The 26,031-nt window shown below is 59.7% G+C and carries 25 protein-coding genes and 2 tRNA genes; 15 read left to right on the top strand and 12 right to left on the bottom strand.

Annotation, left to right across the window (positions count from 1 at the left end; genetic code table 11):
* Positions 1 to 6: 6 nt before the first annotated feature.
* Positions 7 to 1,047, bottom strand: coding sequence for a cysteine synthase A (locus GVL52_RS05095; RefSeq protein WP_160004491.1), 1,041 nt, complete (start codon positions 1,045 to 1,047; stop codon positions 7 to 9).
* Between the two features lie 231 nt (positions 1,048 to 1,278).
* On the opposite strand from GVL52_RS05095, the gene GVL52_RS05090 reads away from it, so the two are divergent.
* Together GVL52_RS05090 and GVL52_RS05085 are read left to right on the top strand one after the other, a co-directional pair.
* A complete protein-coding gene (locus tag GVL52_RS05090; RefSeq protein WP_160004916.1) occupies positions 1,279 to 1,926 on the top strand; it encodes a ChrR family anti-sigma-E factor in 648 nt (215 codons plus the stop codon).
* Between the two features lie 99 nt (positions 1,927 to 2,025).
* The gene (locus tag GVL52_RS05085) at positions 2,026 to 2,871 is read left to right on the top strand and encodes an SDR family NAD(P)-dependent oxidoreductase (RefSeq protein WP_160004489.1); all 846 of its coding nucleotides are present in this window, start codon (positions 2,026 to 2,028) and stop codon (positions 2,869 to 2,871) included.
* Here the strand turns inward: GVL52_RS05085 and GVL52_RS05080 are convergent, their stop codons facing one another.
* The 5 genes from GVL52_RS05080 to GVL52_RS05060 form a co-directional block, all read right to left on the bottom strand.
* A complete protein-coding gene (locus GVL52_RS05080; protein WP_160004487.1) occupies positions 2,872 to 4,206 on the bottom strand; it encodes an MFS transporter in 1,335 nt (444 codons plus the stop codon). It abuts the gene before it with no gap.
* Positions 4,207 to 4,215: 9 nt separating this feature from the next.
* Positions 4,216 to 5,475 (bottom strand): cyclopropane-fatty-acyl-phospholipid synthase family protein, encoded by a 1,260-nt coding sequence (locus tag GVL52_RS05075; protein WP_160004485.1) that lies wholly within the window; start codon positions 5,473 to 5,475, stop codon positions 4,216 to 4,218.
* Between the two features lie 152 nt (positions 5,476 to 5,627).
* Positions 5,628 to 6,470 (bottom strand): DUF1365 domain-containing protein, encoded by an 843-nt coding sequence (locus GVL52_RS05070; protein WP_160004483.1) that lies wholly within the window; start codon positions 6,468 to 6,470, stop codon positions 5,628 to 5,630.
* On the bottom strand, positions 6,467 to 7,804 hold the full coding sequence (locus GVL52_RS05065) for an NAD(P)/FAD-dependent oxidoreductase (protein WP_160004481.1): 1,338 nt from the start codon (positions 7,802 to 7,804) through the stop codon (positions 6,467 to 6,469). The genes GVL52_RS05070 and GVL52_RS05065 overlap by 4 nt, the downstream gene beginning before the upstream one ends.
* Entirely contained in the window at positions 7,801 to 9,246 is a 1,446-nt protein-coding gene (locus GVL52_RS05060) for a deoxyribodipyrimidine photo-lyase (RefSeq protein ID WP_160004479.1), read from the bottom strand. The genes GVL52_RS05065 and GVL52_RS05060 overlap by 4 nt, the downstream gene beginning before the upstream one ends.
* A gap of 295 nt (positions 9,247 to 9,541) precedes the next feature.
* Here GVL52_RS05060 and GVL52_RS30325 point away from each other — a divergent pair, with 295 nt between their 5' ends.
* The 5 genes from GVL52_RS30325 (at position 9,542) to GVL52_RS05040 (ending at position 12,617) form a co-directional block, all read left to right on the top strand.
* On the top strand, positions 9,542 to 9,700 hold the full coding sequence (locus tag GVL52_RS30325) for a hypothetical protein (protein ID WP_200847768.1): 159 nt from the start codon (positions 9,542 to 9,544) through the stop codon (positions 9,698 to 9,700).
* Between the two features lie 52 nt (positions 9,701 to 9,752).
* Complete coding sequence (locus GVL52_RS05055; protein WP_160004477.1) at positions 9,753 to 10,310, top strand: alpha/beta hydrolase; 558 nt, start codon at positions 9,753 to 9,755, stop codon at positions 10,308 to 10,310.
* Positions 10,311 to 10,399: 89 nt separating this feature from the next.
* Complete coding sequence (locus tag GVL52_RS05050) at positions 10,400 to 10,834, top strand: hypothetical protein (RefSeq protein ID WP_160004475.1); 435 nt, start codon at positions 10,400 to 10,402, stop codon at positions 10,832 to 10,834.
* Between the two features lie 183 nt (positions 10,835 to 11,017).
* A complete protein-coding gene (locus GVL52_RS05045; RefSeq protein WP_160004473.1) occupies positions 11,018 to 12,241 on the top strand; it encodes an MFS transporter in 1,224 nt (407 codons plus the stop codon).
* Between the two features lie 193 nt (positions 12,242 to 12,434).
* Complete coding sequence (locus tag GVL52_RS05040; RefSeq protein ID WP_160004471.1) at positions 12,435 to 12,617, top strand: hypothetical protein; 183 nt, start codon at positions 12,435 to 12,437, stop codon at positions 12,615 to 12,617.
* A 150-nt stretch (positions 12,618 to 12,767) separates the two neighbouring features.
* Here the strand turns inward: GVL52_RS05040 and GVL52_RS05035 are convergent.
* A tRNA-Asn gene (locus tag GVL52_RS05035) sits at positions 12,768 to 12,842 on the bottom strand.
* A 117-nt stretch (positions 12,843 to 12,959) separates the two neighbouring features.
* On the opposite strand from GVL52_RS05035, the gene GVL52_RS05030 reads away from it, so the two are divergent.
* Entirely contained in the window at positions 12,960 to 13,256 is a 297-nt protein-coding gene (locus tag GVL52_RS05030) for a hypothetical protein (protein ID WP_160004914.1), read from the top strand.
* A 32-nt stretch (positions 13,257 to 13,288) separates the two neighbouring features.
* Here GVL52_RS05030 and GVL52_RS05025 read toward each other — a convergent pair whose 3' ends face one another.
* Together GVL52_RS05025 and GVL52_RS05020 are read right to left on the bottom strand one after the other, a co-directional pair.
* On the bottom strand, positions 13,289 to 14,293 hold the full coding sequence (locus GVL52_RS05025; protein WP_160004469.1) for an inorganic phosphate transporter: 1,005 nt from the start codon (positions 14,291 to 14,293) through the stop codon (positions 13,289 to 13,291).
* A complete protein-coding gene (locus tag GVL52_RS05020) occupies positions 14,293 to 14,934 on the bottom strand; it encodes a DUF47 domain-containing protein (RefSeq protein ID WP_160004467.1) in 642 nt (213 codons plus the stop codon). Before GVL52_RS05020 ends, GVL52_RS05025 begins: the two co-directional genes overlap by 1 nt.
* A gap of 230 nt (positions 14,935 to 15,164) precedes the next feature.
* Here GVL52_RS05020 and GVL52_RS05015 point away from each other — a divergent pair, with 230 nt between their 5' ends.
* Complete coding sequence (locus tag GVL52_RS05015; protein ID WP_160004465.1) at positions 15,165 to 15,614, top strand: BA14K family protein; 450 nt, start codon at positions 15,165 to 15,167, stop codon at positions 15,612 to 15,614.
* 242 nt (positions 15,615 to 15,856) lie between these two features.
* On the opposite strand, the gene GVL52_RS05010 is transcribed toward GVL52_RS05015, so the two are convergent.
* Positions 15,857 to 15,930: transfer RNA gene (locus GVL52_RS05010), tRNA-Cys, on the bottom strand.
* Positions 15,931 to 16,764: 834 nt separating this feature from the next.
* On the opposite strand from GVL52_RS05010, the gene GVL52_RS05005 reads away from it, so the two are divergent.
* The 6 genes from GVL52_RS05005 to exoR all read left to right on the top strand — a co-directional run bounded on the left by GVL52_RS05005 (position 16,765) and on the right by exoR (position 24,687).
* Positions 16,765 to 17,427: a protein-L-isoaspartate O-methyltransferase gene (locus GVL52_RS05005; protein ID WP_160004463.1), complete on the top strand. Its 663-nt coding sequence runs from the start codon at positions 16,765 to 16,767 to the stop codon at positions 17,425 to 17,427.
* 220 nt (positions 17,428 to 17,647) lie between these two features.
* Positions 17,648 to 18,517, top strand: a complete 870-nt coding sequence (locus GVL52_RS05000; RefSeq protein WP_160004461.1) for a PopZ family protein — start codon at positions 17,648 to 17,650, stop codon at positions 18,515 to 18,517.
* A 117-nt stretch (positions 18,518 to 18,634) separates the two neighbouring features.
* Positions 18,635 to 21,478 carry a valine--tRNA ligase gene (locus GVL52_RS04995; protein WP_160004458.1) on the top strand — a complete coding sequence of 948 codons (2,844 nt, stop codon included), beginning with the start codon at positions 18,635 to 18,637 and terminating at the stop codon, positions 21,476 to 21,478.
* 403 nt (positions 21,479 to 21,881) lie between these two features.
* On the top strand, positions 21,882 to 23,156 hold the full coding sequence (locus GVL52_RS04990; protein WP_160004456.1) for an OmpP1/FadL family transporter: 1,275 nt from the start codon (positions 21,882 to 21,884) through the stop codon (positions 23,154 to 23,156).
* Between the two features lie 236 nt (positions 23,157 to 23,392).
* Positions 23,393 to 23,890, top strand: coding sequence for a hypothetical protein (locus GVL52_RS04985; RefSeq protein WP_160004454.1), 498 nt, complete (start codon positions 23,393 to 23,395; stop codon positions 23,888 to 23,890).
* A complete protein-coding gene (gene exoR / locus GVL52_RS04980) occupies positions 23,884 to 24,687 on the top strand; it encodes an exopolysaccharide production regulator ExoR (protein WP_160004452.1) in 804 nt (267 codons plus the stop codon). The genes GVL52_RS04985 and exoR overlap by 7 nt, the downstream gene beginning before the upstream one ends.
* Before the next feature lie 46 nt (positions 24,688 to 24,733).
* On the opposite strand, the gene xth is transcribed toward exoR, so the two are convergent.
* Together xth and erpA are read right to left on the bottom strand one after the other, a co-directional pair.
* Complete coding sequence (gene xth / locus GVL52_RS04975; protein ID WP_160004450.1) at positions 24,734 to 25,525, bottom strand: exodeoxyribonuclease III; 792 nt, start codon at positions 25,523 to 25,525, stop codon at positions 24,734 to 24,736.
* Positions 25,526 to 25,648: 123 nt separating this feature from the next.
* A complete protein-coding gene (gene erpA, locus GVL52_RS04970) occupies positions 25,649 to 25,981 on the bottom strand; it encodes an iron-sulfur cluster insertion protein ErpA (RefSeq protein ID WP_160004448.1) in 333 nt (110 codons plus the stop codon).
* Positions 25,982 to 26,031 lie beyond the last annotated feature (50 nt).

Genomic DNA, 26,031 nt, shown 5'->3' with positions numbered 1-26,031 from the left:
TTGGCCTCACGCAGCGGGTTCGTAGGGGATGTTGACATCCACCGGCGACGTCAGCCATGCCGGAACCGGGAGGGCCTTGGACGTCAGGAAATCGGGGTTGAAAAGCTTCGACTGGTAGCGGTTGCCGTAGTCGCAGAGGATGGTCACCACCGTGTGGCCCGGGCCGAGATCCTTGGCCAGGCGAACCGCGCCGGCAATGTTGATCGCCGACGAACCGCCGAGGCAAAGACCTTCGTGCTCGACCAGTTCGAAAACATAGGGCAGGGCTTCCGCATCCGAGATGTTATAGGCGAACTCGGGGGTGAACCCCTCCAGGTTGGCGGTGATGCGACCCTGGCCGATGCCTTCGGTGATCGACGAGCCAGAAGATTTCAGCTCGCCGTTCTTGTAGAATTCGTAGAGTGCTGCACCATCCGGATCGGCGATGCCGATCTTGATATTCTTGTTGAAGCTCTTCAGGCCCATCGCCGTGCCGGCAAGCGTGCCGCCCGAGCCGACCGAGCAGATGAAGCCATCGACCTTGCCGTCGGTATCGGCCCAGATTTCCCGGGCCGTGGTCTCGATATGCGCCTGCCGGTTGGCAACGTTGTCGAACTGGTTGGCCCAGATTGCGCCGTTCGGCTCGGTCCTGGCCAGCTGTTCGGCCAGACGTCCGGAGACCTTCACGTAATTGTTCGGGTTCTTGTAGGGAACAGCAGGCACTTCGACGACTTCGGCGCCGAGCAGCTTCAGCGCGTCCTTCTTTTCCTGGCTCTGCGTCTCCGGGATGACGATGACGGTGCGATAGCCGAGTGCCTTGGCAACCAGCGTCAGTCCGATCCCGGTGTTGCCGGCCGTGCCTTCGACGATGACGCCGCCCGGCCGCAGCAAGCCCTTCTTCTCGGCGTCGCGGATGATGTAGAGCGCCGCACGATCCTTCACCGACTGGCCGGGATTGAGAAATTCCGCCTTGCCGAGAATGGTGCAACCGGTTGCATCCGACGCACCCTTGAGCTTGATCAGGGGCGTGTTGCCGATGGCTTCTAGGACGGAAGGATAGACGGTCATGGAATCTGCCTCTTTGGAACACTTAGTTTAGGAACGGTCTTTTCTCTTCACAAGGCTAGGTTGGCAAGAAATGCTATTCCATGCCTTTGGCCGCGGCGATAAAATTAGACTTTATCTCTCAGAATATCCGCCGGCGCCCGGATCGAGCCGCGTCGGGTGATCTGAAGATTGACTTTCATCGTATGGACGATGACAAAGCAATCACCGAAAGCGGAAACGACCGAAACCATTATGGTTCACGAGCATGTCGACACGGTCGATGCATTGATGGCACATTACGTTGCAGGCTCTCTTCCTGAGCCGGCACGGGTGCTTGTCGAATCGCATCTCGAAATGAAGCCGGATCACCGCCTGTTGGTGCAGGATCTGGAGCTGCTGGCCGGTCAGGCGCTGGAGCAGACACCCGAAACCGAAATCGACGACCGCAATGCGCGGCTGTCGCAGATCTTTTCATCGTCTCCGCCTGCCGAACGTATTTTGCCGGTCGCAGCGGAGCAAAGGAAGAGCGTCTTTCCAAGCGCGCTCCGCAGCCTCGTCGGTTTCGACGCCGATACCGTGCCGTGGAAAACCAAGCTTCCCGGCTTCAAGGAGTACTCGATCGACATCGACGGCTGTGAAGTCAGCCTGATGTGGATCAAGGCAGGCCGCGCACTGCCGGCGCATACCCACAAGGGCATGGAGCTGACACTCATCCTCGACGGCGCCTTCAACGACAATCGCGGCCGCTTCGGGCCTGGCGACATCTCCGTGGCCGACGAGACCATCGACCATCGGCCGGTCGCCGAAAAAGATCGCCCCTGCATTGCATTTTCCGTTCTCGACGCACCGGTCAAGCTCACCGGTTCGTTCCGCCAGCTGATCGGCGACCTGATCGGCTGAAAGCAGCCACAATAGCGTGATAGAGACATTATCCCGGAAGCTCCTGAGGAACTTCCGGGCCTGTTTCGACGTTTCTGATACAACCGGAGGAATTGCGCCATGCAAGATTTTGTCGCCCGTCCCGAACATGGAATTGCATGGATTTCAGGCGCAAGCTCGGGCATTGGCAGGGCTCTGGCGCTCAAGCTTGCCGGTGAAGGTTACAAGGTGGCCGTTACCGCCCGCGATCACGAAAAACTCGCTGAACTGCAGGCCGAGGCCAATGGTCTTGGCAGTGGTCTTGGGGGCAGCATCATCGTGCTTGATGGCGATGTCACCAATGCCGAAGACATGGAGCATGTGCTCGCATCGATCGAATATGAGCACGGTGCGCTGGCGCTTGCGGTCTTCAACGCTGGTGTCTACCTGCCTGTTCATGCGGAAGAACTGCGGCGCGAAGATTTCGAGCAGAGCTTTGCCGTCAATCTGCAGGGCGTCGTCAATTGCCTCGTGCCTGCCGTTCGCCACATGAAGCACAAAGGGCAGGGCCAGATCGCCATCGTCTCATCCGTGACTGGCTACGGCGGCCTGCCGACTGGGGCTGCCTACGGCGCCACCAAGGCGGCGTTGATCAACATGGCCGAGAGCCTGAAATTCGACCTCGACAAGATGGGCATCCGCATCCAACTGATCAATCCCGGCTTCGTCGATACGCCAGCCACCCGCAAGAACGAATTCCCGATGCCCTCTCTGGTATCGGTGGAGGAAGCTGCGGCGCAGATTTCAGCCGGCCTCAAGCAGCAAAGCTTCGAAATCACTTTCCCGAAGCGCTTCACCTTCGCGCTGAAGGCCCTGAATCTCCTGCCATACAGCCTGTATTTCTGGCTGGTGAACCGGGCGACCGGCTGGCAGGAGCGGCCACGCGCCGATCATCACCGCCCGGTGACGCCGCATCCCGCTGAATAGCTATTGCGCTCGGATGCGCATCTGCAGCGCTTTCTGCGCGGATTCATCCAGCGGGAAATTCCACATCAACCCGACGGCGCAAAGTTTCAGTGCGATCGGTATCCATGCATAGGTGACGGCAAGCGCCGTCAAGGCAGCGGGTGCGTTCTGCGTTCCCTCAGAGGCTTCGAAACCGAAGGCCGCAAGGATCGGAAATACCAGCCCGACGCCGGCCGCAAGCGATGCCTTCGTTGCGAGCCCCCAAGCAGCGAAATAGAGACCGCCGCGCGCTTCGCCCGATGCCGCCGTATCCACGTCGATGACGTCTGCTTGAATGGATGGCGGCAGCGCCAGATCGAAGCCCAGCATCAATCCGGTGAACACGCAGATTGCGCCGAATGCGTAAAGCGAACCAGGCGCGAGCAGCGGCGCAAGCGCAAACGCCGCGCACGCCGCTAGCATTGCCCAGCACCAGGCGCGGTGCTTGCCGAGCCGGCCCGCCACCCATGTCGCCAGCGGGATACCCGCAATGCCGGATAGGAAATAGACGAACAGCAACGGCCCGCGTGTCTCTGGAAGCCCCAGGCGGTCGGAGACGAAATAGAGGAACAGCGTCGCCGGAATGCCATTGGCAAAGCCATTGAGGAAAAAAGCGGTCAGCAATCGGCGAAAAGGACGGTTGCCGGCCAATAGCCGCATGCCCGCGCCAAACGCTATCTGTGTGGCGGAATGCTGCTTCGGTTCGGGCACCTTCCAGATTGCCAGCAGCCCTGTCAGCGGCAGGGCGATCGCCACGAACACGCCGAGAAACCCGAGGCCAGGTAGACTGGTGCCGGCTCGCGCCCCGACGGCAAATGGCAGCACGATGGCGACAAGCGTTCCGATAAGTGTCAGCGCTTCGCGCAATGCCGCAAGCGAGGTGCGGCCGCGATAGTCCGCGATCAGCTCGGCGCCCCAGGCGGAGTAGGGTACGACCGCCAGTGTGAAACCGAGCGATAGCACTGTGCCCCAGAGCCCGAGCCAGAGCGTCGTCGCATCGTCAGGCGGCGCATAGAGCATGATCGCGGCAATGGCGGCGACCGGCAGCGACAGGCCGAACCAGAACTTTCGCCGCCCGATGCGCGGCCGGATGCGGTCGGCAAGCACGCCGACGACAGGATCGCAAACGGCATCGAACAGCCGCACGATCAGCAACGTGAAGCCGACCGCGGCCAGCGGCAGCCCGAGCGTCTCGGTGTAATAGGTCGGGACGAATGCGTAGAGCGGAAGCCCGAGAGCGGCCAGCGGCGCCGCGGGCAGCGAATAGACGAGGCGGATGGCGACCGGGACAGGAGGTCTACTGTCTGGTTCCGCCATCCGCTCTCGTCAGCTCCGCGAAAAGACGACCTGACGGACGTCGATGTTTCGGGCGCGGAAACCTGCTTCACAGTAAAATAAATAGAATTCCCAGAGCCGCTTGAAGCGCTCGTCGAAGCCCAAAGGGCGAACTCGTTCCCACACGGACCAGAAACGCTCTCGCCATTCGGCAAGAGTACGAGCGTAGTCTAACCCGAAACCAAAGTCCCTGACCAGTGACAAATTCACTTTTCGGCCAAGTTCGGCAAGATGCTCGCGGGTGGGTAGCATTCCACCTGGGAAAACGTACTTCTGGATGAAGTCGGGATTGTTCCGGTATTGCTCGAAGGATTCCGGCCGAATCGTTATGATCTGCAGACCGGCGCTGCCGCCCGGTTTCAGGCATTGCTCGAGCTTGGAGAAATAGGCCGGCCAGTATTTCTCGCCGACCGCCTCGAACATCTCGATCGAGACGATCTTGTCGTAGACGCCGGTTTCGTCGCGATAGTCCTGGAAGCGGAAATCCACCTTGTCGCTGAGACCCGCCTTGCGGATGCGCTCCTCGGCGAATGCCAGCTGCTCGCGACTGATGGTGAGACCGGTGACGCGGCAGTTCAGTTCGCTGGCGGCAAACTCGGCAAATCCGCCCCAGCCACAGCCGATCTCCAGCACGTGGTCGCCGGGCTTGATCCCGGTCGCCTCGGCCAATGCTCGATATTTGGCATTCTGTGCCGACTGCAGATCGTTGGCGCCGGTCGAATAGAGCGCCGACGAATAGGTCATCGTCGGATCGAGCCACTGCTTGTAGAAATCGTTGCCGAGGTCGTAATGCGCCGAGATGTTGCGCTGAGAACCCTTCTTGGTGTTGGTGTTCATCCAGTGGCGGACGCGCTCGACAATTCGGGTGATGCCGCCCTTGCCGTTGGCGTATTCCTGGATCGCTTCATCGTTGACGAGGAACAGTTCCAGGAAGGCAGCAATATCGGGGCTGTCCCAGTCGCCGTCCATGTAGGTTTCGGCAACACCGATCGTGCCGCTGGAAAGCGCCCGATAGCAGATGTTCCAGTTCTTCAGGTGGATCTCGGCAGATTGTCCGGGAACGTTGCCGGTGACCAGCACCACGCGGCTGTCCGGCAGCACGATCTTCAACGATCCGTGCTGCATCCGAAGCATCGCCCGCAGCGCCAGCTTGGCGCGCAACGGCAATCCCTTCGAAACCTTGCCGATATTCTCGTGCGTCAGCTGGATCGCCTCGCGCGCCGAAGTGGTCAAGTCTCTAGCATCACTCATTGTTCTCTCCTCCGGCAATCTTTGGCCGGCTCAGGACGACGATGCGCTGAAACACTCCGCCCCCCGGCGATTGGCTTGAACGCTATCTTAAAAATTGGAAAATCCAAGCGAATTTCCAGTGCTGTCTTGTGCGCAATCGAACCAATGCCCGGTCATTCCGCGGCCTCGGCCATCTCGCGCGGCACCACCACGCTGACAGGCGCAGGCGGCTCCGGTCGCGATATGTATTTGGCGCCCTTCAGCCACAGCTTCAGAGCCTCCCAGTGAATGCCGCCGACGATCTTGATCGGAAGGAGCGGGATGGCGGCTGTCAGCCGGGCCAGGGTCGCCGTACTCAGGCTGACCTGCCGACCGGAAAAGGTCGCGGCCAGCAGCGGTCCGCTCGCATCGGTTTCGAGAATCCGCCAGCGAATTTCGTCACCCGGCGGCAGCATCCGGAAATTGTAGCGCATGCCCATGCCGATGAATGGCGACACATGGAAGACCTTGTCGCAGCTCTGGCGCACGCCGGCTTCGCAGATCTCGTCGGCACCAACAGGGCAGACATAGGTATGGCGCTCGCCGAACGTATTGCGCACTTCGTAGATCATCGCGGTCAAAGCGTCGTCTTCGCCATAGGCATAGTAGACCGACAGCGGATTGAACACGTAGCCGAGGATACGGGGATAGCAGACCAGCACGATGCGCTTGGCGTGCAGCCCGGCTTGCGCCAGCAGTGCGTCCGCATGCGCCCTGACACTCTTGTCGCCACCGTGATCGCGCTCATAGAACGACACTGCGTTGCGCCTGTTGACGGAAAAGAGCATTGACAGCCCGTTCGCCTCTTCCAGCCGGTCGAGATCGATCGCCATCGAAAATACCCGGTAGCGAAAGCGATGGCCGAACGGCTTCATCCGCTGATGCATGACGTCGCCGACATAGAGCACAGCCGCAGCCTCGGGCGGTGGCCCGTTGCTCGTCATGCTGACACCCTGTCGTCCGCGTCGTTGCTTCATGCGACGGCATCCAGCTCCGGTTCGATGTCTTCGGAGCCGATCGTGCTCCACGGCAGCACAGCGCCGAGCGCCGTTGCAGCCTTCAGGCCGGACGAAAGTCCGTCCTCGTGGAAACCATAGCCCGTCCAGGCTCCCGCAAAGTAGCAGTTGTTGCGTCCCTGCATATTGGCCAAAGCACCTTGCGCCTGCACGCTCTCGGCCGAAAACTGCGGGTGGTCGTAGCTGAATTCGGCAAATACCTTGCGCGGGTCCGGCTCGCGATCCGGGTTCAGTGTCACGAACAGCGGGAACCGGTCGTCGATCGCCTGCAGCCGGTTCATCCAGTAGGTGACGGCCACGTCGGCATTGCCGTCCTCGGAACTGGAACGCAGATAGTTCCACGAGGCCCAGACCTTCCGGCGCTGCGGCATCAGCTTCGGGTCGCGGTGCAGCACGACCCGGTTTGGCTGATAGGGAACGGCTGCAAGAAGCCTCTGCTCCTGATCGGTCGCATCGGCGAGCATATGGCGGGTCTGATCGCTGTGCGCGGCAAAGATCACCTTGTCGAAATGGGTTTCCTCACCGCTGTCGTCGATAACAGTCACGCCCGCCTGGCTGCGGACCACGCTGCGCACGCCAAGCCCGAGCTTCAGCCTGTCGCCGAGCGGCGCCAGCAGCTTGTCGAGATAGGTGCGGCTACCGCCGGTGACCGTGCGCCACTGATGCTGCCTGCTATAGATCAGCCGGTGATTGTCGAAGAAGTTGACGAAATGCTCGGCCGGGAATTGCATCATCTTCGCCGCCGGCGTCGACCATATCGCCGCTGCCATCGGCACCAGGTAATTGTTGGTGAAGCCGGGCGAAAAACCGCGCCAGTCGAGATAGTCACCGATCGAGCGCGAGGCGAGGTGGCCCGCGGCACGATCGAGCAGGCATGTCTTGTTGAAGCGCAGGATCTCGCGGATCATCAGCAGGAAGGAGGGCCGCAGAAGATTGCGCTTCTGCGCGAAGATCGAAGACAGACCAGCACCGCTCCATTCCAGCTTGCCGTGATCGAGCGACAGGGAAAAGCTCATGTCGCTGGCATGCGTGGCAACGCCGAGTTCGGAAAACAGCGCCGTCAGGTTCGGGTAGTTCGGCTCGTTGTAGACGATGAATCCGGTATCCACGGGAATGCTGAGGCCGTCATAATCGACATCCACGGTGGCAGTATGCCCACCGGCACGGCTTTCCTTTTCGTAGAGCGTGACGTCATGCAGCGGGTTGAGCGCCCAGGCGGCGGATGTCCCCGACACGCCGGAACCGATGATCGCGATCTTCAGGCGGCGATGCGGGTGAGGGAAGTGCGCGTTCATGCTGCGTCCTTTACGGCGTTGTAGGCTTTCAACGCCCGGTCCCGGGCGGCTGCGTGGTCGACGATCGGCTTCGGATAGGTTTCACCCAGTTCGATGCCGGCCTTGTCGAGCACGCTCGGAGGGGCAGCGAAGGGTTTGTGGATGTATTTGTTGTCAAGGTCGGCAAGCTCGGGAACGAACTCGCGCACATAGTCGCCGTCGCGATCGAACTTTTCGCCTTGAAGGATGGGATTGAAGATCCGGAAGAATGGCGACGCATCGGCACCGCAGCCGGCGACCCACTGCCAGCTTGCGGCATTGCTGGCCGGATCGGCATCGATAAGCGTGTCGCGGAACCATGTCTCGCCGCGCCGCCAGTCGATCATCAGGTCCTTGATCAGGAACGAGGCGGCGATCATCCGCACCCGGTTGTGCATGAACCCATGCTGCCACAGCTGCCGCATCCCGGCATCGACGATCGGGTAGCCGGTCATCCCGCGCGTCCAGGCGTTGAATTGCGCGCTGTCATTGTTCCAGCCGAAACCGTCGAAACGGCCGTTCCAGTTTTCGTAGGGCAGCTTTGGGAAATGATAGAGCAGGTGGTAGGAGAACTCGCGCCAGGCGAGTTCCTTGCGGAAATGCACGAGATCATCCGCGGGAACATCAAGGCCGCGTGTCTCTTCCCATATGCGGCCGGGCGATATCACGCCGAGCGCCAGATAGGGCGATAGCATCGACGTCGTCTGCTTGGCGGGAAAATCACGATTGGTCTTGTAACCGGAAAGGCTCTGGTCGAGGAAATCGGAAAGCTTTTCGCGCGCGGCGTCTTCCCCGGCATGCCAGACCTGCGAAAAATCTTGCGCCCAATCCGGTTTGGTCGGCAACAGGCCCCAGGAGCCGAGCGTCTCGCTCGTGTCGAGAACCGGAGCAAATCGAACGGCATCGGGTGCGTCGAGCGGACGAGGCGGCTCGCCGGCATTTTCAAGTGCGCGCCAGAATGGCGTATAGACGCGATACGGCGTGCCGCCACCTGTCTTCAGCCGCGATGGTTCGTGCAGCAACTGCCCTGCAAAACTTTTGGCTTTGATACCCTGCAGTTCCAGCTCGCGCTTGATGCGGGTGTCGATGGCAATACCGGCCGGATCGTATCGGCGGTTCCACATCACGGTATCGGCGCCGCTGCTCTTGATCAGGCCGACGAGCACATCCAGCGCATCGCCGCTCGCAAGGTTGAGCGACCCGCCAAGCGCTTCGAGCGATGCGCTCAAGGACACGACGGAGTGGTGCAGCCACCAGGCCTGGGCACCGCCGAGCGGGCCGGTTCCAGCGGAAGAAGGCTCGCGAACGAACACCGGAATGATCGGCCGTCCAGTTGCGCACGCGCCATCCAGTGCATGATTGTCGTCAAGGCGAAGATCCTTGCGAAACCAAAGGATAAGCGGCTTTTCTGCATCGTCCGACAATGAACACGGTCCCCGTTTTTCTTTTGTGCTTCTGTTACGAAACTACGAGGGAGGTGGATCAAAAGTTTCGGCATCTGTGCAGATTTAAAACAGGCATTGCGCAGCGAGGAACTGGGGTGAGCGGACACTGCCTTGTCGCGCTCTGATTGCGGGCGCCGCGCGGCGCGCACATTCGGAATTTTTTACCCTTTCATCCAAGCGTGGTCGGTCATTCCTTTAATCTACTAAAAATATAGACAATACTGCCCCATGAGATGGCCGCTATCGAAAGACGGCTACACAGGAGCGGACGACCATGAGCATCATGCGGCATTTCGATCGCCTTTGCACCCTCAGGGATCAGCTGGAATCCAGGCTGGAACTCCACGAAGCCAGATACTGCTTCGGCAGCGAGGACATCGACGATGGTACAGGGTCCGAGTTGCGCGAGCGGATCACGCAGATGACAGACTAGATATCGGCACTTCTGCACAGCCCGCGTCACTCCGGCTTTTAAGGATAGGGTGATGACGGCAACATTGATCATCCCCGGCCTCAACGGATCGCAGGAGGGCCATTGGCAGCGCTTCTGGCTCCAGGACGATCCGGACAGCGTCCTTGTTGAGCAGGAGGATTGGACCAACCCGCTGGTCGATCGATGGGCGGACCGGCTCGAGGCCGCTCTTTTGCAGCACGGCGAAGCCTATATCGTCGCGCACAGCCTTGGATGCCTGCTGGCGGCCAAGTTCGCCGACCGGCCGTCGGCGCGCCGGATCAAGGGTGCGCTGCTCGTTGCCCCCTGCGACCTGCGCCCGACTGAAAAGCGCCATCCCGACACCATCCGCTTCGGACCGATGCCAACGCGGGCGCTTCCCTTTCCAAGCATCACTGTCGGCAGCCTGAATGATCACTACATGGAACTCGACCGTCTGACGCTCTATGCCCATCTATGGAAGACGGAGCTTCGAAATATCGGCCTCGCCGGACACATCAACATATCAAGTGGCTTCGGCCGGTGGACCGGCGGCTCTGCTCTGCTCGATAGCGTCAAGCAGAAGGCAAAGGCACCGCGGCGCTACGCGTAGAGACATCAGCCAAACGGTGAAGCGCGGTTGCCGTCGCAATGTTGTATTGTATGTGGCATCGATAGCATGTGACGGATGGGAGGCCGGTTATGTGGTATGATGTTGCCTTGGCCATGACGCTTTTGGCGGTTGCCCTGACCAGTTGTCAGACGGTGGTGAGAAACATGCCGACGCAGGTGTCGCAAGCGAAGCTGACATGCGATCCCGCCACCAATCGCTGCCAGACGCCGGAATTCGGCCTTCGCGAGAAGGCCAGACAGGGCCAGCGGGTCTCATGGAGACTGGAAACCCCGGCAGGCTGGCAACTGACCGGCAATCCGAATGCTGTCTTCGCCGGCAAGGGCGTCAATGATGTCAGCGTGACGGCGTGGGATGCCAATTCCCTGACCTGCCAGTGGCACGCGGAGGGCAATGCCAAGCTGTTTGCGCAAGGCGGATGGGTTGCGGGCTACTGCTATGCCGAAGCCGCGCTGATACCGCCGCCAAAGCCGACCAAGGTACGCCCTGCCGGCAAGAAAAAATGACCTTCCCGATTGGATCGCCGCCGCTCCATTGACGAGGCGCGTCGATCACTCCTGCGTGTTCTAGCCGGAGCGAACGGAAAACGGTCCTGCTGCAGTTGACAAGGACATCCGTCCGGGCGGAAACCGTTGCAGCAACAACCCTCAGGGGTACGCTGTCGATGGCGTGCCGGACAGTCTTCTCCCATGGATAATTATAGAGTTCAGCAGGATAGCGTCCTCCGCCATCCAGGCTATCTGAATTTCGCAGGCTCGCGCGTTTTCTCCTCACTGTCATTTCAGTGCGTCGCCATCGCAATGGGCTGGATGATCTACGATCAGACCCACAGCGCGTTCGCGCTGGCACTGGTGGGCCTCTGCCAGTTTCTGCCGATGGTCGTTCTCACCTTCATTGTCGGGCACGTCGCGGATCGCTTTGACCGGCGGCGCATCGGCCTTGTCTGCCAATTGATCCTCGCAACCGTATCGGCAGTGCTGGCCGTTGCCACCTGGCAGAACTGGCTGACGCCGGCGGGCATATTGGTTGCTGTTACCATCATGGGAGCAACCGTCGCCTTCGAGCGGCCGACCATGGCAGCGCTGCTGCCAAGCATCATGCCCGCTTCCATGCTGCAGCGTGCGGTGGCTACATCGACGTCGATGATGCAGACGGCCCTGATCGTCGGACCATCGCTTGGCGGTATTCTTTACGGCGTCGATCCCGTCGCCCCGTTTGCCGTCGCCGCCGTCCTGTTTGCGGCGGCAAGCCTCAACGTCATCTCGATCAAGATGAAATGGACGCCGACGAAGCGCGAGCCGGTGACGCTGGCCTCCGTCTTCGCCGGCGTCTCCTTCATCAAGAGCCGCCCGGTCATGCTTGGCACCATCTCGCTCGACCTGTTCGCTGTTCTGCTGGGCGGCGCAACGGCACTCCTGCCGATGTTTGCGAGCGATATCCTGCACGCCGGCCCCTGGGGACTCGGCCTGCTGCGCGCAGCACCGGCAATTGGTGCACTCACCATGTCGATCGTTCTGGCAAGGCGTCCGCTGACAAGCCAGGTCGGTGCCAAGATGTTGGTCGCCGTTGCGGTCTTCGGCGTAGCGACGATCGTCTTCGCTTTGTCCACCAACATTGCGCTGTCGATCGCCGCTTTGCTGGTCGTCGGCGCTTCCGATACGGTCAGCGTCGTGGTGCGCAGTTCACTGGTTCAGCTTCTGACCCCTGATACGATGCGTGGCCGCGTCAATGCGGTCAATTCGCTGTTCATCGGCACCTCGAACCAGCTGGGCGAATTCGAATCCGGCATGCTGGCCGGCGTCATGGGCCCGGTGGCAGCCGGTGTTATCGGTGGGGTCGGGACGATCGTCGTGGTTCTGCTCTGGGCGCGGCTGTTCCCCGATCTCCGCAAGGTCAACAGTCTCCAGGGATGAGGCAGGTGGTTATGGCGTGAAGCCGCAAGCCCGCGCCATAACGGCCCTGTTCGCCCGAAAGTCTTGCATTATATTATCCATTGCTGCCTTTAGCGCTCAACAGTCTGTGCTTTGGGCTTGCTGCAAATGATGCTTCCATCGAGAGATGGGATGATTGTTTGCATTCCATGGGCCGTTTCAGGGAGAATTACGGATGAACCGCTTTTTTACGCTTTTGACGGCGGCAGCGCTGATCAGCCTTTCGGCGATCTCATCAGGCTGTAACAGCGTCCCGACGTCGAGGGGTTCCGCATCCGGCTACGTTCCGGGTGACTCCATGAACCGGGCCTGCTCGGACGGCTTCAGGCCCAGCAACGGCCGCTCCTGCGCCTATTGATAGAGCCGGGTCATTCCCGCTCTGCCCGGCCTGAGGCCGGCAGGAACCGGTCGATGATACGATTACCCGACATCGGTCGTGATCAATAGTATCGCTTTGATTTCGGAAAAGAAAAAGGCCTGCATTTTTCAATGCAGACCTTTTAGAATTTGGCTCCCCGGGCCGGATTCGAACCGGCGACCTGTCGATTAACAGTCGAATGCTCTACCGCTGAGCTACCAGGGATCACCGCTTGCCGCGGTGTGAGTGGGCTAATACAAATGCTTGCTCGATTTGCCAAGCGGTTTTTTCAAAAAAATGACATCTACTTGCAATCATTCAGGTTATCCCCATCTCATAAGGATGACTGAAAGCCACGATAATACCGCAAAACCAGGCGTTAGGCGCTTTGGCATCGATCATTCGACCGGCCACATTATTATGGGCCCAACACGCATCCGCCTGCCTAAATCCCGCGCGGCCCGCCTTTCGATCGGCGGACTTCTGGTTTTTGGCGGTTTTCTGGGGTTTCTGCCGATTCTCGGCTTCTGGATGGTTCCGCTCGGCGTGCTGGTCCTGTCGCACGATCTGCACATCGCGCGGCGGATGAGGCGTCGATTTGCGGTGTGGTGGCACAGGAGGCGGAAGCCCGCCTCCTGATCAGGCCCTTGGTCGGGCCGGTCGGTCGTCGATCAGGCGAAGATATCGGCGATCCAGTAGAACGCCGCGGAAATCAGCGCTGCGGCGGGCAGGGTGACCACCCAGGCGATCACGATATTGCCCGCAAGCCCCCAGCGCACCGCAGACAGCCGCTTGGCGGCGCCGACGCCGATGATCGCGCCTGTGATCGTATGCGTCGTCGATACCGGGATGCCGAGCCAGGTCGCGCCGAACAGCGTCAGCGCCCCGCCGGTTTCCGCGCAAAACCCCTGCATCGGGTTCAGCCGTGTGATCTTCGAGCCCATCGTGTGCACAATGCGCCAGCCACCGAACAGCGTGCCGAGCGCCATCGCCGACTGGCAGGACAGCACCACCCATAGCGGCACATGGAAGCTGCCGCCGAGATAGCCCTGCGAATAGAGAAGAATGGCGATGATACCCATCGTCTTCTGCGCATCATTGCCGCCATGTCCCAGCGAATAGAGCGACGCCGATGCGAACTGCATGATGCGGAAGGTGCGATCGACCGCGAATGGCGTCTGCCGCACGAAAATCCACGACACGCAGAGCACGAGAAACAGCGCCAGCAGGAAACCGATCATCGGCGACATGACGATGGCGCCCGCCGTCTTCAGGAGGCCGCTCCAGACGATCGAGCTGAAGCCCACCTTGGCGAGACCTGCGCCGACGAGACCGCCGACCAGCGCATGCGACGAACTTGACGGAATACCGAACACCCAGGTGACGATATTCCAGATGATGGCGCCCATCAGTGCCGCGAAGATGACCATCGGCGAAACGATGGCGGGATCGATGATCCCCGTGCCCAGCGTCTCGGCCACATGCAGGCCGAAGAACAGGAAAGCGATGAAGTTGAAGAAGGCCGCCCAGGCAACGGCATATTGTGGCCGCAGCACGCGCGTCGACACGATTGTCGCGATCGAATTGGCGGCATCGTGAAGGCCGTTCAGGAAGTCGAAGAACAGCGCGACCGCTATCAGCCCGGCAAGCAGCGGGAAGGCGAGGGTGGCATCCATCAGACGTTCTCGATCACGATGCCGCTGATCTCGTTGGCGACGTCCTCGAACCGATCGACAACCTTCTCAAGTTCACCGTAGATCTCGCTACCGATGATATAGGCCATCGGATTGGATGCGCCATGCCTGCGGAACAGATCCTTCAGTCCCCGGTCGTGCAACTCGTCGGAGCGGCCTTCGACGCGGGTCACGGCTTCTGCGATGGCGGTCAGGCGCGGAGCGTTGGTGTTGATCCGGTCGAGCAGCGGAATGGCCTCGGCCACCAGATTGGCGGCTTCCACGATCGTCTTGCCCATCTCCTGCATGATCGGGTCGAAGCTCTTCTGCTCGAATAGCCGAATGGTCTTCACCGTCTTGTGCATCATGTCGATCGCATCATCCATCGACTGGATGAGATCCTTGATATCGACGCGGTCGAAGGGGGTGATGAAGCTGCGGCGCACGGCAAGCAGAACTTCCCGGGTGATATCGTCCGCCTCGTTCTCGAGCGTCACGATGCGCGCGCAATGGACCTCGGTGTCATTTCCGGAAAGCAACGCGTCGAGCGCTTCGGCAGCACCGACGACAGTGCGCGAGTGCTGGGCAAACAGATCGAAGAACCGGTCTTCGCGTGGCATAAGTTTTCGAAACCAGCTCAGCATGGTGTCCATCCGTTGAAAGCGATTGTCATGCGGCTGTCATAAAGCAGCTGCGAAACCAAAGGAAGTGTGGGCGAGCGCATTTGATGAAGCTGACAAAAGGATTGAAAAGACTGCGATATCCTCTGCAGAATGCGCAATAAAACCAATTGATTGGAACGAATAGGGTGCGACTGCGTTTTGAATTCACAAGATCAAAGATGATGATCTGTCTGAATTGTGAGGTTCCTGCCATGAAGAAATTGGCGATTGTCGCCTTGGCGCTTATGACGTGTTTGGGGAGCATTGCTCCGGCAAGCGCGTTCGATGTGCGTTACCCCCGGGGCAAGGCGGTGGATGGACTGACCGGATTGCCGAACACGCCAAAGGGCGGTCATGTGGATCGGTGCGGCCCTTACAGGAACTGCAACGGTGACCGGAACAGATACCGCTACAGTGATCGGGACCGTGATCGTTATCGCTACGACCGTCGCGACTATCGCCGACATAGTGATAACACCGGCGCCATCATTGGTGGGCTCGCAGCTGGCGCGCTCATCGGCGGTGTCTTGGCATCGCAGCCGCGTGCGCAGTCCGGCGACAGCCATATAGACTACTGCTACAGCCGCTACCGGTCATATCGCGCATCCGATAACACCTATCAGCCAAACTCCGGCCCACGCCGGCAGTGCGCCGGCCCCTGATTGCAGGCTGTCACTTTTTCTCTGAGTTCCACGTTGCGACCGTCCTGCCTTTGATCGGGCAGGACGGTCGATTGCGTATGGAATGGCGGCAAGTCGGCGGACGCACCGGCGCGCATCGTGAAATAACGACGGATCTGCCATCAGAGGCAACAATGTGAACTTTAGGTAGGAAAGGGTTGCCGCCCGGCAGGGCATGCTGGCGTCGCTCTATTCAGGCTGACAGCTCAGGATAAAGAAACGTTTGGAGGCCTCGCCCGGAATTGAACCGGGGTACGAGGATTTGCAGTCCTCTGCGTCACCACTCCGCCACGAGGCCTCACAACGCTTACGCTTTCGAAGCGTTGGCGGGGATTTAGAATGAATAGAAATCGAGCGCAAGGGGGTTGTTTAAAAACCTGCCCGATTTCAAACAACAAATATTCAAGTAAAAGCTTTGGTTCAACAATCGCTCCGCTGCGCGGGAAACGCGAGCCTCACAGCCGGCAGGATCAGACGAGATTTGCGGAAACGCCAGCAGGCAGGCCTGAGCCGATAGCAAGGCGATGTGGGCGATTTAACACAGATTGAGTTGCCGGACAGAATTGATCTGGCTGGGGGCGATCAGTTGATCCGCTGCAAGGACACCATCGGTGAAAGGCCGTTGGTCGCAACGCCCGGAGCGCTGGCATGCACCAGCGGTATCATCACAACGATAGCCAAGAGGCCGCCGATAAAGAGCCCGCCTAAAAGAGCCGATCTATTCAATGAATTCCGCCCGTCAAATCATCATCGACGAAAATCATCGCCTAACAAGCTGACACCAACCTGAATGGGCCCGATTTGGTTAGAGACTTAACCGACGTCGCCGTTCAACTTGCCTCGCTGCCGAGAAATCCGCAGCACACGATGCCAAGCAATGCTGCGACGATGAAAAAATCGAACAGCGAGAAATATTCAGCTATGAATGACATGGTCTTCTCCTCCTTATTCCTCCGGTTGCAATATTATCACATGCTTATGGTTTGTTCCATTGATTATTGGAGACGACTGGGCCGCGACGTCAGGGCGGTCCGAATTCTTGCTGCAGTCGCTCAGGAAGCCTTGAAAGCCTGTTGCCCTGCGATTAAGACACGATGAGCTATAAGCGCTTTTCATTGGGCGAGAGGACACTATGAATTTCGATACGGCACGCGCCAACATGGTCGATAACCAGATCCGCACCACGGATGTCACCTCGCATTCCGTGCAGGCGGCATTTCTCGCCGTACCGCGCGAGGCTTTCGTCCCGGAAAAGTCGAAGGCAATTTCCTATGTCGACAGCGATGTCGAAATCTGTCCTGCTGCACCCGGCAAGCCGCCGCGCTTCCTGATGCAGCCATCGCCGCTCGCCAAGCTTCTGCAGCTTGCTGCCATCAACAAGAACGACGTGGTTCTCGATGTCGGCTGCGGCACAGGTTATGTCTCGGCACTCCTCTCCATGCTGGCCGGATCGGTCGTCGCTCTGGAAGAGGACGAGGCTCTTGTCGCAGCGGCGACTGCCAATCTCGCAGCTTATGCCAACGTCTCAGTGGTCAATGGATCTCTGGAAGCTGGCAGCACGACGGGTGCACCCTACGACCTGATTTTCGTCAACGGCGCGGTCGAAGACGTTCCTTCAGCGCTGTTCGCGCAGCTTCGCGAGGGCGGGCGCCTGGTGACGGTGCAGGGATATGGCGGCTCGGCACGCGCGAAGGTGTTCGTCAGCGAGCGTGGTGCAGTCTCCGAGAACGAGTTCTTCAACGCCTCTGTGAAGCCGCTGCCGGGCTTTGCCAAGGCCCGAGAATTCGTCTTCTGAGCAAGCTGGCCCGGACGGTTTTTTTTGAATGCGGGCGCTCATGGCGCCCGTTTTCTTTGGTGGGATGTCGACTGGCGATTGACCTTGGAGAAAACTGTGCACAGCAGCATTCATTTGATTCGCGATGATTTTTTTCCCCGATCGGCTATCCTACAGTCTGGGTGATTCGGATGCCGACACCACGCAATCCGGTCGTTGTTTGTGAATAACGGGGATAGATATGGCTCAGCCAAGCGTAGCGCGTGAACCGTCCATGGAAGAAATCCTGGCTTCGATCCGCCAGATCATCGAAAGCAATGAGCCGGGCGCGGGCAGGGCACTTTCCGCTTCGCTGCCGCCTGTTTACGGTGATGATGACGAAGACGATCACGGCTCCGAGATTCAGTTGACGGTCGATCAGGCCTATGCCGGCGTGGAGTTCCCCGATCCCGCGCCGCAGTCGGACCCGCGTTTCGTTGCCGCCAATTCGGCTGGCTCCGCGCCCGCACAGGAAGCACCTGCGCGTGCCATGTCGCTGGCCGATGTCGCAGCCCGCGTCCGCGCCGCCTCCGAACGCAACACCGTCGCGCCGCAGCGCGAGCCGCCACAGGAATTCCGCCAGCAGCCGACCCCGGCGCACCTTCTGGAAGGGCAGCAGGTCTTGGCCGAGGCGCAGCGCCCTGTCGCCCAGCAGCCAGCGCCGGCCCCGCAACTGGTGCCCGAGCCGGTTGTCATGGAAGAGCCCGCTGAAATCCACTTCGAAACGCCGAGCCATGCATCTGTCGCTGAGGCCGATGTCATCAGGATCGCGCAAGCGCCTTTGGAGGCTCCGGTTTCCGTTGCGGCCCCGATGTCCGAGCGCCTGCTGCCGAGCCTGATGGAAGAGACCCAGCAGTCACTTCTGTCCCAGGATGCCGGCCTCCAGATCGCCCGCTCATTCGAAGAACTGGCCGCCGCCATCGATGGTGCCGAGCGCCGTTCGCTGGATGAGATCGCCGAGGATATGCTGCGCCCCATGCTGCGCGACTGGCTTGACGACAACCTGCCGACGCTGGTCGAACGTCTCGTGCGTGAAGAGATCGAACGCGTCGCCCGCGGCCCGCGCCGCTGATCGGATCTGCCTTGTCTGACAAGCCGCTCCGGTCTCCGGGGCGGCTTTTTTATTGACTTGCTGGCAGGCATCCTATTTACAACCCATCATCATAAAACCTCCAGATCTGGTCCCCAAATGCTCGAAAAGACCTACGATTCCACCGCTGTTGAACCGAAAATCGCCGCGAAATGGGATGAGGCGGATGCTTTCCGCGCGGGCGCCAATGCCAAGCCGGGCGCAGACAGCTTCACCATCGTCATTCCGCCGCCGAACGTGACGGGCTCGCTGCACATGGGCCACGCGCTGAACAACACGTTGCAGGACATCATGGTCCGCTTCGAGCGCATGCGCGGCAAGGACGTGCTGTGGCAGCCCGGCATGGACCACGCCGGCATCGCCACGCAGATGGTTGTCGAGCGCAAGCTGATGGAACAGCAGCTGCCGGGCCGTCGCGAGATGGGCCGCGAAGCCTTCATCGACAAGGTCTGGGAGTGGAAGAACGAGTCCGGCGGCCTGATCTTCAACCAGTTGAAGCGCCTCGGCGCCTCCTGTGACTGGTCGCGCGAGCGCTTCACCATGGACGAGGGCCTGTCTGAGGCCGTTCTCGAAGTCTTCGTCACCCTCTACAAGCAGAGCCTGATCTACAAGGACAAGCGCCTGGTCAACTGGGACCCGAAGCTGCTGACCGCGATTTCCGATCTCGAAGTCGAGCAGATCGAGGTCAAGGGCAATCTCTGGCATCTGCGCTACCCGCTGGAAAAGGGCGTCACCTACGAGCATCCCGTCGCTTTCGACGAAGACGGCAAGCCGACGGAATGGGAAACCCGCGACTATCTGGTCGTCGCCACCACCCGCCCGGAAACCATGCTCGGCGACACCGGTATTGCGGTCAATCCTGACGATGAGCGCTATAAGGGCATCATCGGCAAGCATGTCATCCTGCCGATCGTCGGACGCCGTATTCCTGTTGTTGCTGACAGCTATGCCGACCCGAGCACGGGAACCGGCGCCGTCAAGCTCACGCCCGCGCATGATTTCAACGACTTCGACGTCGGCAAGCGCACCGGCTTGCGCGCCATCAATATCCTCAACATCGATGGCACCATCACCATCAAGGAAAACGAGGACTTCCTCGAAGGCCTCGACAACCCGGCAGCCCTGCACGGCGCCTGGGATCGTCTCGAAGGCCAGGACCGTTTCACCGCCCGCAAGATGATCGTCGAGATCTTCGAGGAAGCCGGTCTGCTCGACAAGATCGAGCCGCACAAGCACATGGTCCCGCATGGCGACCGTGGCGGCGTGCCGATCGAGCCGCGCCTGACCGAGCAATGGTATGTCGATGCAAAGACACTCGCCGAACCGGCGATCGCCTCGGTTCGCGAAGGTCGTACCAACTTCGTTCCGAAGAACTGGGACAAGACCTATTACGAGTGGATGGAAAACATCCAGCCGTGGTGCATTTCCCGCCAGCTCTGGTGGGGACACCAGATCCCGGCATGGTACGGCCCCGATGGTCAGGTCTTCGTCGAGAAGACCGAGGAAGAGGCGCTGCAGGCTGCCATTCAGCATTACCTCTCGCACGAAGGTCCATGGAAGGCCTGGGTCGAGGAAAAGCTGGAGAACTTCCAGCCCGGCGAAATCCTGACGCGCGACGAGGACGTGCTGGACACCTGGTTCTCGTCGGCGCTGTGGCCATTCTCGACGCTCGGCTGGCCTGACAACACACCGGAACTGGCACGCTACTATCCGACGAATGTCCTGGTCACCGGCTTCGACATCATCTTCTTCTGGGTTGCCCGCATGATGATGATGGGCCTTCACTTCATGAAGGACGAAGACGGCGTTCCGGTGGAGCCGTTCAACACGGTCTACGTTCACGCGCTGGTTCGCGACAAGAACGGCCAGAAGATGTCGAAGTCCAAGGGCAACGTCATCGATCCGCTGGACCTGATCGAAGAATACGGTGCCGACGCGCTACGCTTCACGCTGGCGATCATGGCGGCGCAGGGCCGTGACGTGAAGCTCGATCCGTCGCGCATCGCCGGCTACCGCAACTTTGGCACCAAGCTCTGGAACGCGACGCGTTTTGCCGAGATGAACGGTGTCACCAACGACCCGCACTTCATTCCGGAAGCCGCCGAACTCACGGTCAACCGTTGGATCCTGACCGAACTCGCACGGACGGAGCGCGACGTCACCGAAGCGATCGAAGCCTATCGTTTCAACGATGCCGCCAGCCTGCTCTATCGTTTCGTCTGGAACCAGGTCTGTGACTGGTACCTCGAATTGCTGAAGCCGATCTTTATCGGCACGGACGAGGGCGCCAAGAAGGAGGCTCAGGCCTGCGTCGCTTATGTTCTCGAAGAGATCTACAAGCTGCTGCATCCCTTCATGCCGTTCATGACCGAAGAGCTATGGGCGCACACGGCAGCCGAAGGCACAGAGCGCGATGGACTTGTCTGCCACGCCGATTGGCCGTCGCCGTCCTATGCCGATGATGCGGCTGCCGACGAAATCAACTGGCTGATCGACCTTGTCTCCGGCATACGCTCGGTTCGCTCCGAGATGAACGTGCCGCCTGCGGCACTGGCGCCGCTCGTTCTCGTCAATGCCAACAGCCTGACGCGTGAGCGTGTGGCACGCCACGACGCCGCCATCAAGCGGCTGGCGCGTGTCGATGGCATCTCGCTCGCAGCCCAGGCGCCGAAGGGTGCTGCGCAGATCATCGCCGGCGAAGCCACGGCTTGCCTGCCGCTCGGGACGCTGATCGATCTCGGTGCGGAAAAGGCCCGTCTCGAGAAGGCGATTGCCAAGGCACAGGCTGAAATGGACAGGATCAACGGTAAGCTGTCGAACGAAAAGTTCGTTGCCAATGCCAATCCCGAGGTCGTTGCGGCCGAGCGCGATCGTCTCGAAGAGCTGACGAACCAGCTTGCGAGCCTTCGAACGGCGCTCTCGCGTGTAGCCGAAGCGGAATAAGATCAACGCTTGGTAGTATTAAATTCCAAGGCGCCTGATGAGGAATCAGGCGCCTTTTTTAGGTCCGTGATCGCATCTAAGGTGTTTTGGAGCAAAATTGGGTCGTCGAAATGGTTGTTTTCGGTGATGTCACAGATTTTTCACGGCACACCGGCGAAAATTTGGACTGTTGTTTCAAGGTTACAGAGACGTGATCTCATAGAAATATCGCGCTCCCATTCGCCGTTTTTCGTGGGAGTCGTAGATTCTTTTTCTAAACCCGTAAAATATTGACGTGTCCGTCAATATTTTACGTAAATCATCCGTTAGCTCACTTTTCAATCGCACCCCTTCACGAAGTTGCCATTTTAACTTCTCGTCGTCACAGTCCCGCCATCGCAATTGCCTCAGTGGGGGAGACACATTGGCATCTCGTAAGTTTTTGGCAGCATCCCTGCCGCTTGTTACGCTTTCAACGCTCGTCCAGCCGGCCTTCGCAGGTGGCCTCGATCGTGGCGGCTACAATATCGATCAGCTGTTCGATGCATCGCAGTTCTCGATTCAGTCAGGGGTGATCTATTTCATTCCGCAGCGGAAATTGAAGAATGCGAAGGACACTGACGCGACCGACGGACGTGGCAGCAACGGTATCGGTGGTGGGACAACCACGGCGGATGAGACCGAGAACTACGCAATTCCGTATGGCGGCATCAAGGCTGGATTCGGGGACGTCGATTGCTTGGTCGATTATTCCGAGCCTTTCGGTGCCCATACAAATCCAGGCGCCAACTGGGTTGGTGCCCAGAACAACATCGAGACGAAGGTCACGAGCCGCAACTACGGTGGCACCTGCTCCTACAAGTTCGACGTCGGTCCTGGACAACTGCGCCTGATCGGCGGCGGTTTCTATCAGGAGATTGAAGGTTCCAAGGAGCGGCTTGTGTTGGCGCCAGCAGTGATGGGGGCCCTCAATCCCGCGCTTGCTGCCTACACCGGTATCGGCCGGCTTGATCTGGAAGACAGCGCCTGGGGTTGGCGCGCTGGCGTGGCCTATGAGATCCCCGAATACGGCCTGCGCGCAAGCCTCGTCTATAACAGCCGCGTCAAATACGACAACTTGACGGGCACCGTGGACCTGACCCAGGCACCGATCGGTGCTGCGCCATACAGCGGCAAGGTCACCAACGTTTACGGGGCAGCGGAAGCGCCAGATTCGCTCGAGTTGAAATTGCAGAGCGGCATAGCCCCGGATTGGCTGGCCTTCGGCTCGGTCAAGTGGACGAATTGGAGCGTGCTGCAGTCGATCGCCCTGTGTCCGACCGCGACTCGTGGCACCAGCTGCACCTCGAAGAACCAGCTGACCTCTCTGGATCTGCTCTATCAGGATGGCTGGACCGTCACCGGCGGTATCGGTCACAAGTTCAATGATCAGTGGAGCGGCGCCGTCAGCGTCACTTGGGACCGCGGCACCAGCCATGGTTACGGTTCGCAGACGGATACCTGGCTGCTTGGCGTTGGCGCTGCCTATAGCCCCACCGAAAATATCGAATGGCGCCTGGCCGGTGCGGTCGGCATCCTGACCAGCGGCTCTTCGGGCGTTGTGACACAAAACGGCGTAACCTACGGTGACGACGTATCCTACGACTTCGGCAATGATCTGGTGGCGGCCATCTCCACCAGCATCAAGGTCAAGTTCTGAAACGCCAAGATCAGCACAAGTGAAAAGCCTGGCGAAATGCCGGGCTTTTCTTTGCCTTGGTGGCGTTAAGCATGCTCTCGCCACGTGTCATTTTGTGACGATTCAGCAACAGTTTTTTTCCAGTGTTCGCGTACGATCAGCTGTGAGGCAATTTGTCCATTTCCCGCCACAAACTAGGCGCAGCGGTAACCTCGGGCAAGGGAATGGCAGGCGTAAGGTGCGTGTAAAAGAGTAAGATGGGTCGTTTTTCGTTGGGTGTAGAAAAGACGGACTTTGGGGGCGGCAGTATTGGTGCTGCTTCGCTGGTTTCGCCTTTGTTGCAGGGTGTTTCAGCCGAAAGACGTCGTTTGAACGTAGCGTTCTCAAGCCTTTCATTCTCTTCACTTTCGCTGCTGATGCGGATGCCTGGAAAGGCTTTCGGTAACGTTCGCTCGGCTTTTGTCACAATTGGTGACTACGTATTTTCTGAAGGCGAAAAGCCGCTCCGCGGGTTCGCAGCAATGAGACGGATAGCATCGCAGACAAGCCGCGCCGGCAAGCGGGTGGTGGAGTTCGATGCGCTTGGAATGACTGCTTTCCCAGGAGAGCAAAAGGCTGGATGCGACGCGGGCAAAGGGGTCTTTGAACTCACCGCGGGATCGCTCGCCGAAGGGATTTTATCTGCGGGCCGCAGGGACAGGATGTCCACAACGGCTCGCATGGGTGGAAACGAAAGAAATCGAGTGAAATGCTGACGTTTGAGTTCAGACCTTTCAGATTGATGCTTATGGGGCTTTCCGTCGCTTGCTTTGCGGCGATCAGCTGTCCGGCGGGCGCGTTCGACATCAAGTCGGGCGTCAGCAAGGAATCCGGTCCCTTCGACCTCTTCAAGTTCGGTTTCAAGGCCTACAAGAACGGCCAGAAGGAAGAGGCTGTCGAAGCCTATAAATACGCCGCGGAAAAGGGCCACACCGGTTCGCGCTGGGCTCTTGCGAACATGTATGCGGATGGCGACGGCGTTGCCCAGGATGATTTCGAAGCTTTCAAGATTTACAGCGAGATCGCGCAGCAGGGCGTCGAGCCAGGCTCCGAAGACACGGGCTTCTTCGTCAACGCGCTGCTGTCTCTGGCAAGCTACTACAAGCACGGTATTCCCGGCAGCCCGGTGAAGACGGATCTGAACCAGGCGCGCCAGCTCTATTTCCAGGTGGCTTCCACGTTCGGCATACCGGAAGCGCAATTCCAGCTGGCACAGATGATGCTTGCCGGCGATGGCGGCGCCACCAGCACGCAGCAGGCAAAGAAGTGGTTGAACCAGGCCCGTAAGGCCGGCCACCCCGGCGCCATGGCCGTGTTCGGCAATATCCTGTTCCAGGAAGGTCAGTCGGCCAATGGTCTGGCGCTGATGACGGCAGCGCTCGATCGCTGCAAGCCGAAGGATTGCAACTGGATGGAATCGCTGCAGGAGCAGGCGTTTTCCGTGGCCAGCGAAAGTGATCGCCGCAGCGCGGTCACGCTGTCGCACAAGATCGGCACCAGCAACACCGATTGAGAACCGATGTCGCAGTCCCGTGGGACCCGACATCGATCGGGTTCGGTCAGGCCGCGAAGTCGAAATAGGCAACCACGGGCACGTGGTCAGACGGCTTTTCCCACGCACGCACATGCTTTTCGATCGCGGTCGAGGTCATCTTGTCGACAGCCTCCGGCGACAGCATCAGGTGGTCGATGCGAATGCCGTTGTTCTTCGGCCATGCGCCGGCCTGATAGTCCCAGAATGTGTAGGCAGGAACCGCATCCGTCGTGGCGCGCACGGCGTCCGTCAGCCCCAGGCTCTCCAGACGGCGAAAGGCCTGGCGCGTCTGCGGCAGGAACAACGCGTCGTTCTCCCAGACCTTGGGGTCGAAGCAGTCATGCGGCTCGGGAATGACATTGTAGTCGCCGGCGAGAATGAGGATTTCCTCAAAGGCAAGGCGCTCGGCCGCAAATTTGCGCAGCCGCTCCATCCAGGCGAGCTTGTAGGTGTATTTCTCGGTATCGATGGGGTTGCCGTTCGGCAGATAGAGGCAGCAGACCCGCACCACGCGGTTGCCGGGGATCGAAAACACCGCCTCGATAAAGCGGGATTGCTCGTCGAGCGGATCGCCGGGCAGCCCCCGGGTCACTTCGTCGGGCTTGGTCTTCGACAGGATCGCAACGCCGTTGAAGCCCTTCTGTCCATGCGTTTCCACATGGTAGCCGAGGGCCTCGATCTCCAGCCGCGGAAAACCCTCATCGACCGACTTGATCTCCTGTAGGCAGGCAATGTCAGGGCTGGAATCCTTCAGCCATTGCGTGAGATTGTCGATGCGCGCCTTGACGCCGTTGATGTTCCAGGTCGCGATCTTCATGGCAATATCCCGTTCCGCTTTGACGCCTTCTTCTACCGCGCTCTTTGAAGGCGCGACAAGACGATAAACCGGCCGGAAGCTAATCTTCGGCCGGTTCGATGTGGATAGACGAGCGGGTGGGGTTTAGATCGAGAAGCTGGTGCCGCAGCCGCAGCTGGCGACCGCGTTGGGGTTCTTGATCTGGAACGACTGGCCGAGAAGGTTGTCGACGAAATCGATCTCCGATCCGGCCATGTAGATCAGCGACATGCTGTCGATCAGCACCTTGGCGTCATGCTTTTCGACGATCACATCATCGTCCTGCACGCCGTCGGTCAGGTCGAACTTGTAGGAAAATCCCGAACAGCCGCCGCCTTCGACGGACACGCGGAGCGCGCTCTTGCCGGGGTCGGTGCCGACGATCGCCGCGATTCGTTTTGCCGCCGCGTCGGAAAGGGTTACACTTGGTTCAGTCATATCTGCTCCTGCCGGGGTCAAGATCCGGAGAGAATAGTTGTCCAGCCATC

The sequence above is a fragment of the Rhizobium sp. 18055 genome (assembly GCF_902706285.1).
Taxonomy (GTDB): Bacteria; Pseudomonadota; Alphaproteobacteria; order Rhizobiales; family Rhizobiaceae; genus Rhizobium.
Note: the sequence above shows the minus strand (reverse complement) of the source record. Positions and strands in the feature narration are given on the sequence as shown.

What these genes read in the sequence shown, in the direction of transcription:
- GVL52_RS05095 (WP_160004491.1), bottom strand. Translation starts at nt 1,047, where the DNA reads ATGACCGTCTATCCTTCCGTCCTAGAAGCCATCGGCAACACGCCCCTG.
- GVL52_RS05090 (WP_160004916.1), top strand. Translation starts at nt 1,279, where the DNA reads ATGGTTCACGAGCATGTCGACACGGTCGATGCATTGATGGCACATTAC.
- GVL52_RS05085 (WP_160004489.1), top strand. Translation starts at nt 2,026, where the DNA reads ATGCAAGATTTTGTCGCCCGTCCCGAACATGGAATTGCATGGATTTCA.
- GVL52_RS05080 (WP_160004487.1), bottom strand. Translation starts at nt 4,206, where the DNA reads ATGGCGGAACCAGACAGTAGACCTCCTGTCCCGGTCGCCATCCGCCTC.
- GVL52_RS05075 (WP_160004485.1), bottom strand. Translation starts at nt 5,475, where the DNA reads ATGAGTGATGCTAGAGACTTGACCACTTCGGCGCGCGAGGCGATCCAG.
- GVL52_RS05070 (WP_160004483.1), bottom strand. Translation starts at nt 6,470, where the DNA reads ATGAAGCAACGACGCGGACGACAGGGTGTCAGCATGACGAGCAACGGG.
- GVL52_RS05065 (WP_160004481.1), bottom strand. Translation starts at nt 7,804, where the DNA reads ATGAACGCGCACTTCCCTCACCCGCATCGCCGCCTGAAGATCGCGATC.
- GVL52_RS30325 (WP_200847768.1), top strand. Translation starts at nt 9,542, where the DNA reads ATGAGCATCATGCGGCATTTCGATCGCCTTTGCACCCTCAGGGATCAG.
- GVL52_RS05055 (WP_160004477.1), top strand. Translation starts at nt 9,753, where the DNA reads ATGACGGCAACATTGATCATCCCCGGCCTCAACGGATCGCAGGAGGGC.
- GVL52_RS05050 (WP_160004475.1), top strand. Translation starts at nt 10,400, where the DNA reads ATGTGGTATGATGTTGCCTTGGCCATGACGCTTTTGGCGGTTGCCCTG.
- GVL52_RS05045 (WP_160004473.1), top strand. Translation starts at nt 11,018, where the DNA reads ATGGATAATTATAGAGTTCAGCAGGATAGCGTCCTCCGCCATCCAGGC.
- GVL52_RS05040 (WP_160004471.1), top strand. Translation starts at nt 12,435, where the DNA reads ATGAACCGCTTTTTTACGCTTTTGACGGCGGCAGCGCTGATCAGCCTT.
- GVL52_RS05030 (WP_160004914.1), top strand. Translation starts at nt 12,960, where the DNA reads ATGACTGAAAGCCACGATAATACCGCAAAACCAGGCGTTAGGCGCTTT.
- GVL52_RS05025 (WP_160004469.1), bottom strand. Translation starts at nt 14,293, where the DNA reads ATGGATGCCACCCTCGCCTTCCCGCTGCTTGCCGGGCTGATAGCGGTC.
- GVL52_RS05020 (WP_160004467.1), bottom strand. Translation starts at nt 14,934, where the DNA reads ATGCTGAGCTGGTTTCGAAAACTTATGCCACGCGAAGACCGGTTCTTC.
- GVL52_RS05015 (WP_160004465.1), top strand. Translation starts at nt 15,165, where the DNA reads ATGAAGAAATTGGCGATTGTCGCCTTGGCGCTTATGACGTGTTTGGGG.
- GVL52_RS05005 (WP_160004463.1), top strand. Translation starts at nt 16,765, where the DNA reads ATGAATTTCGATACGGCACGCGCCAACATGGTCGATAACCAGATCCGC.
- GVL52_RS05000 (WP_160004461.1), top strand. Translation starts at nt 17,648, where the DNA reads ATGGCTCAGCCAAGCGTAGCGCGTGAACCGTCCATGGAAGAAATCCTG.
- GVL52_RS04995 (WP_160004458.1), top strand. Translation starts at nt 18,635, where the DNA reads ATGCTCGAAAAGACCTACGATTCCACCGCTGTTGAACCGAAAATCGCC.
- GVL52_RS04985 (WP_160004454.1), top strand. Translation starts at nt 23,393, where the DNA reads ATGGGTCGTTTTTCGTTGGGTGTAGAAAAGACGGACTTTGGGGGCGGC.
- exoR (WP_160004452.1), top strand. Translation starts at nt 23,884, where the DNA reads ATGCTGACGTTTGAGTTCAGACCTTTCAGATTGATGCTTATGGGGCTT.
- xth (WP_160004450.1), bottom strand. Translation starts at nt 25,525, where the DNA reads ATGAAGATCGCGACCTGGAACATCAACGGCGTCAAGGCGCGCATCGAC.
- erpA (WP_160004448.1), bottom strand. Translation starts at nt 25,981, where the DNA reads ATGACTGAACCAAGTGTAACCCTTTCCGACGCGGCGGCAAAACGAATC.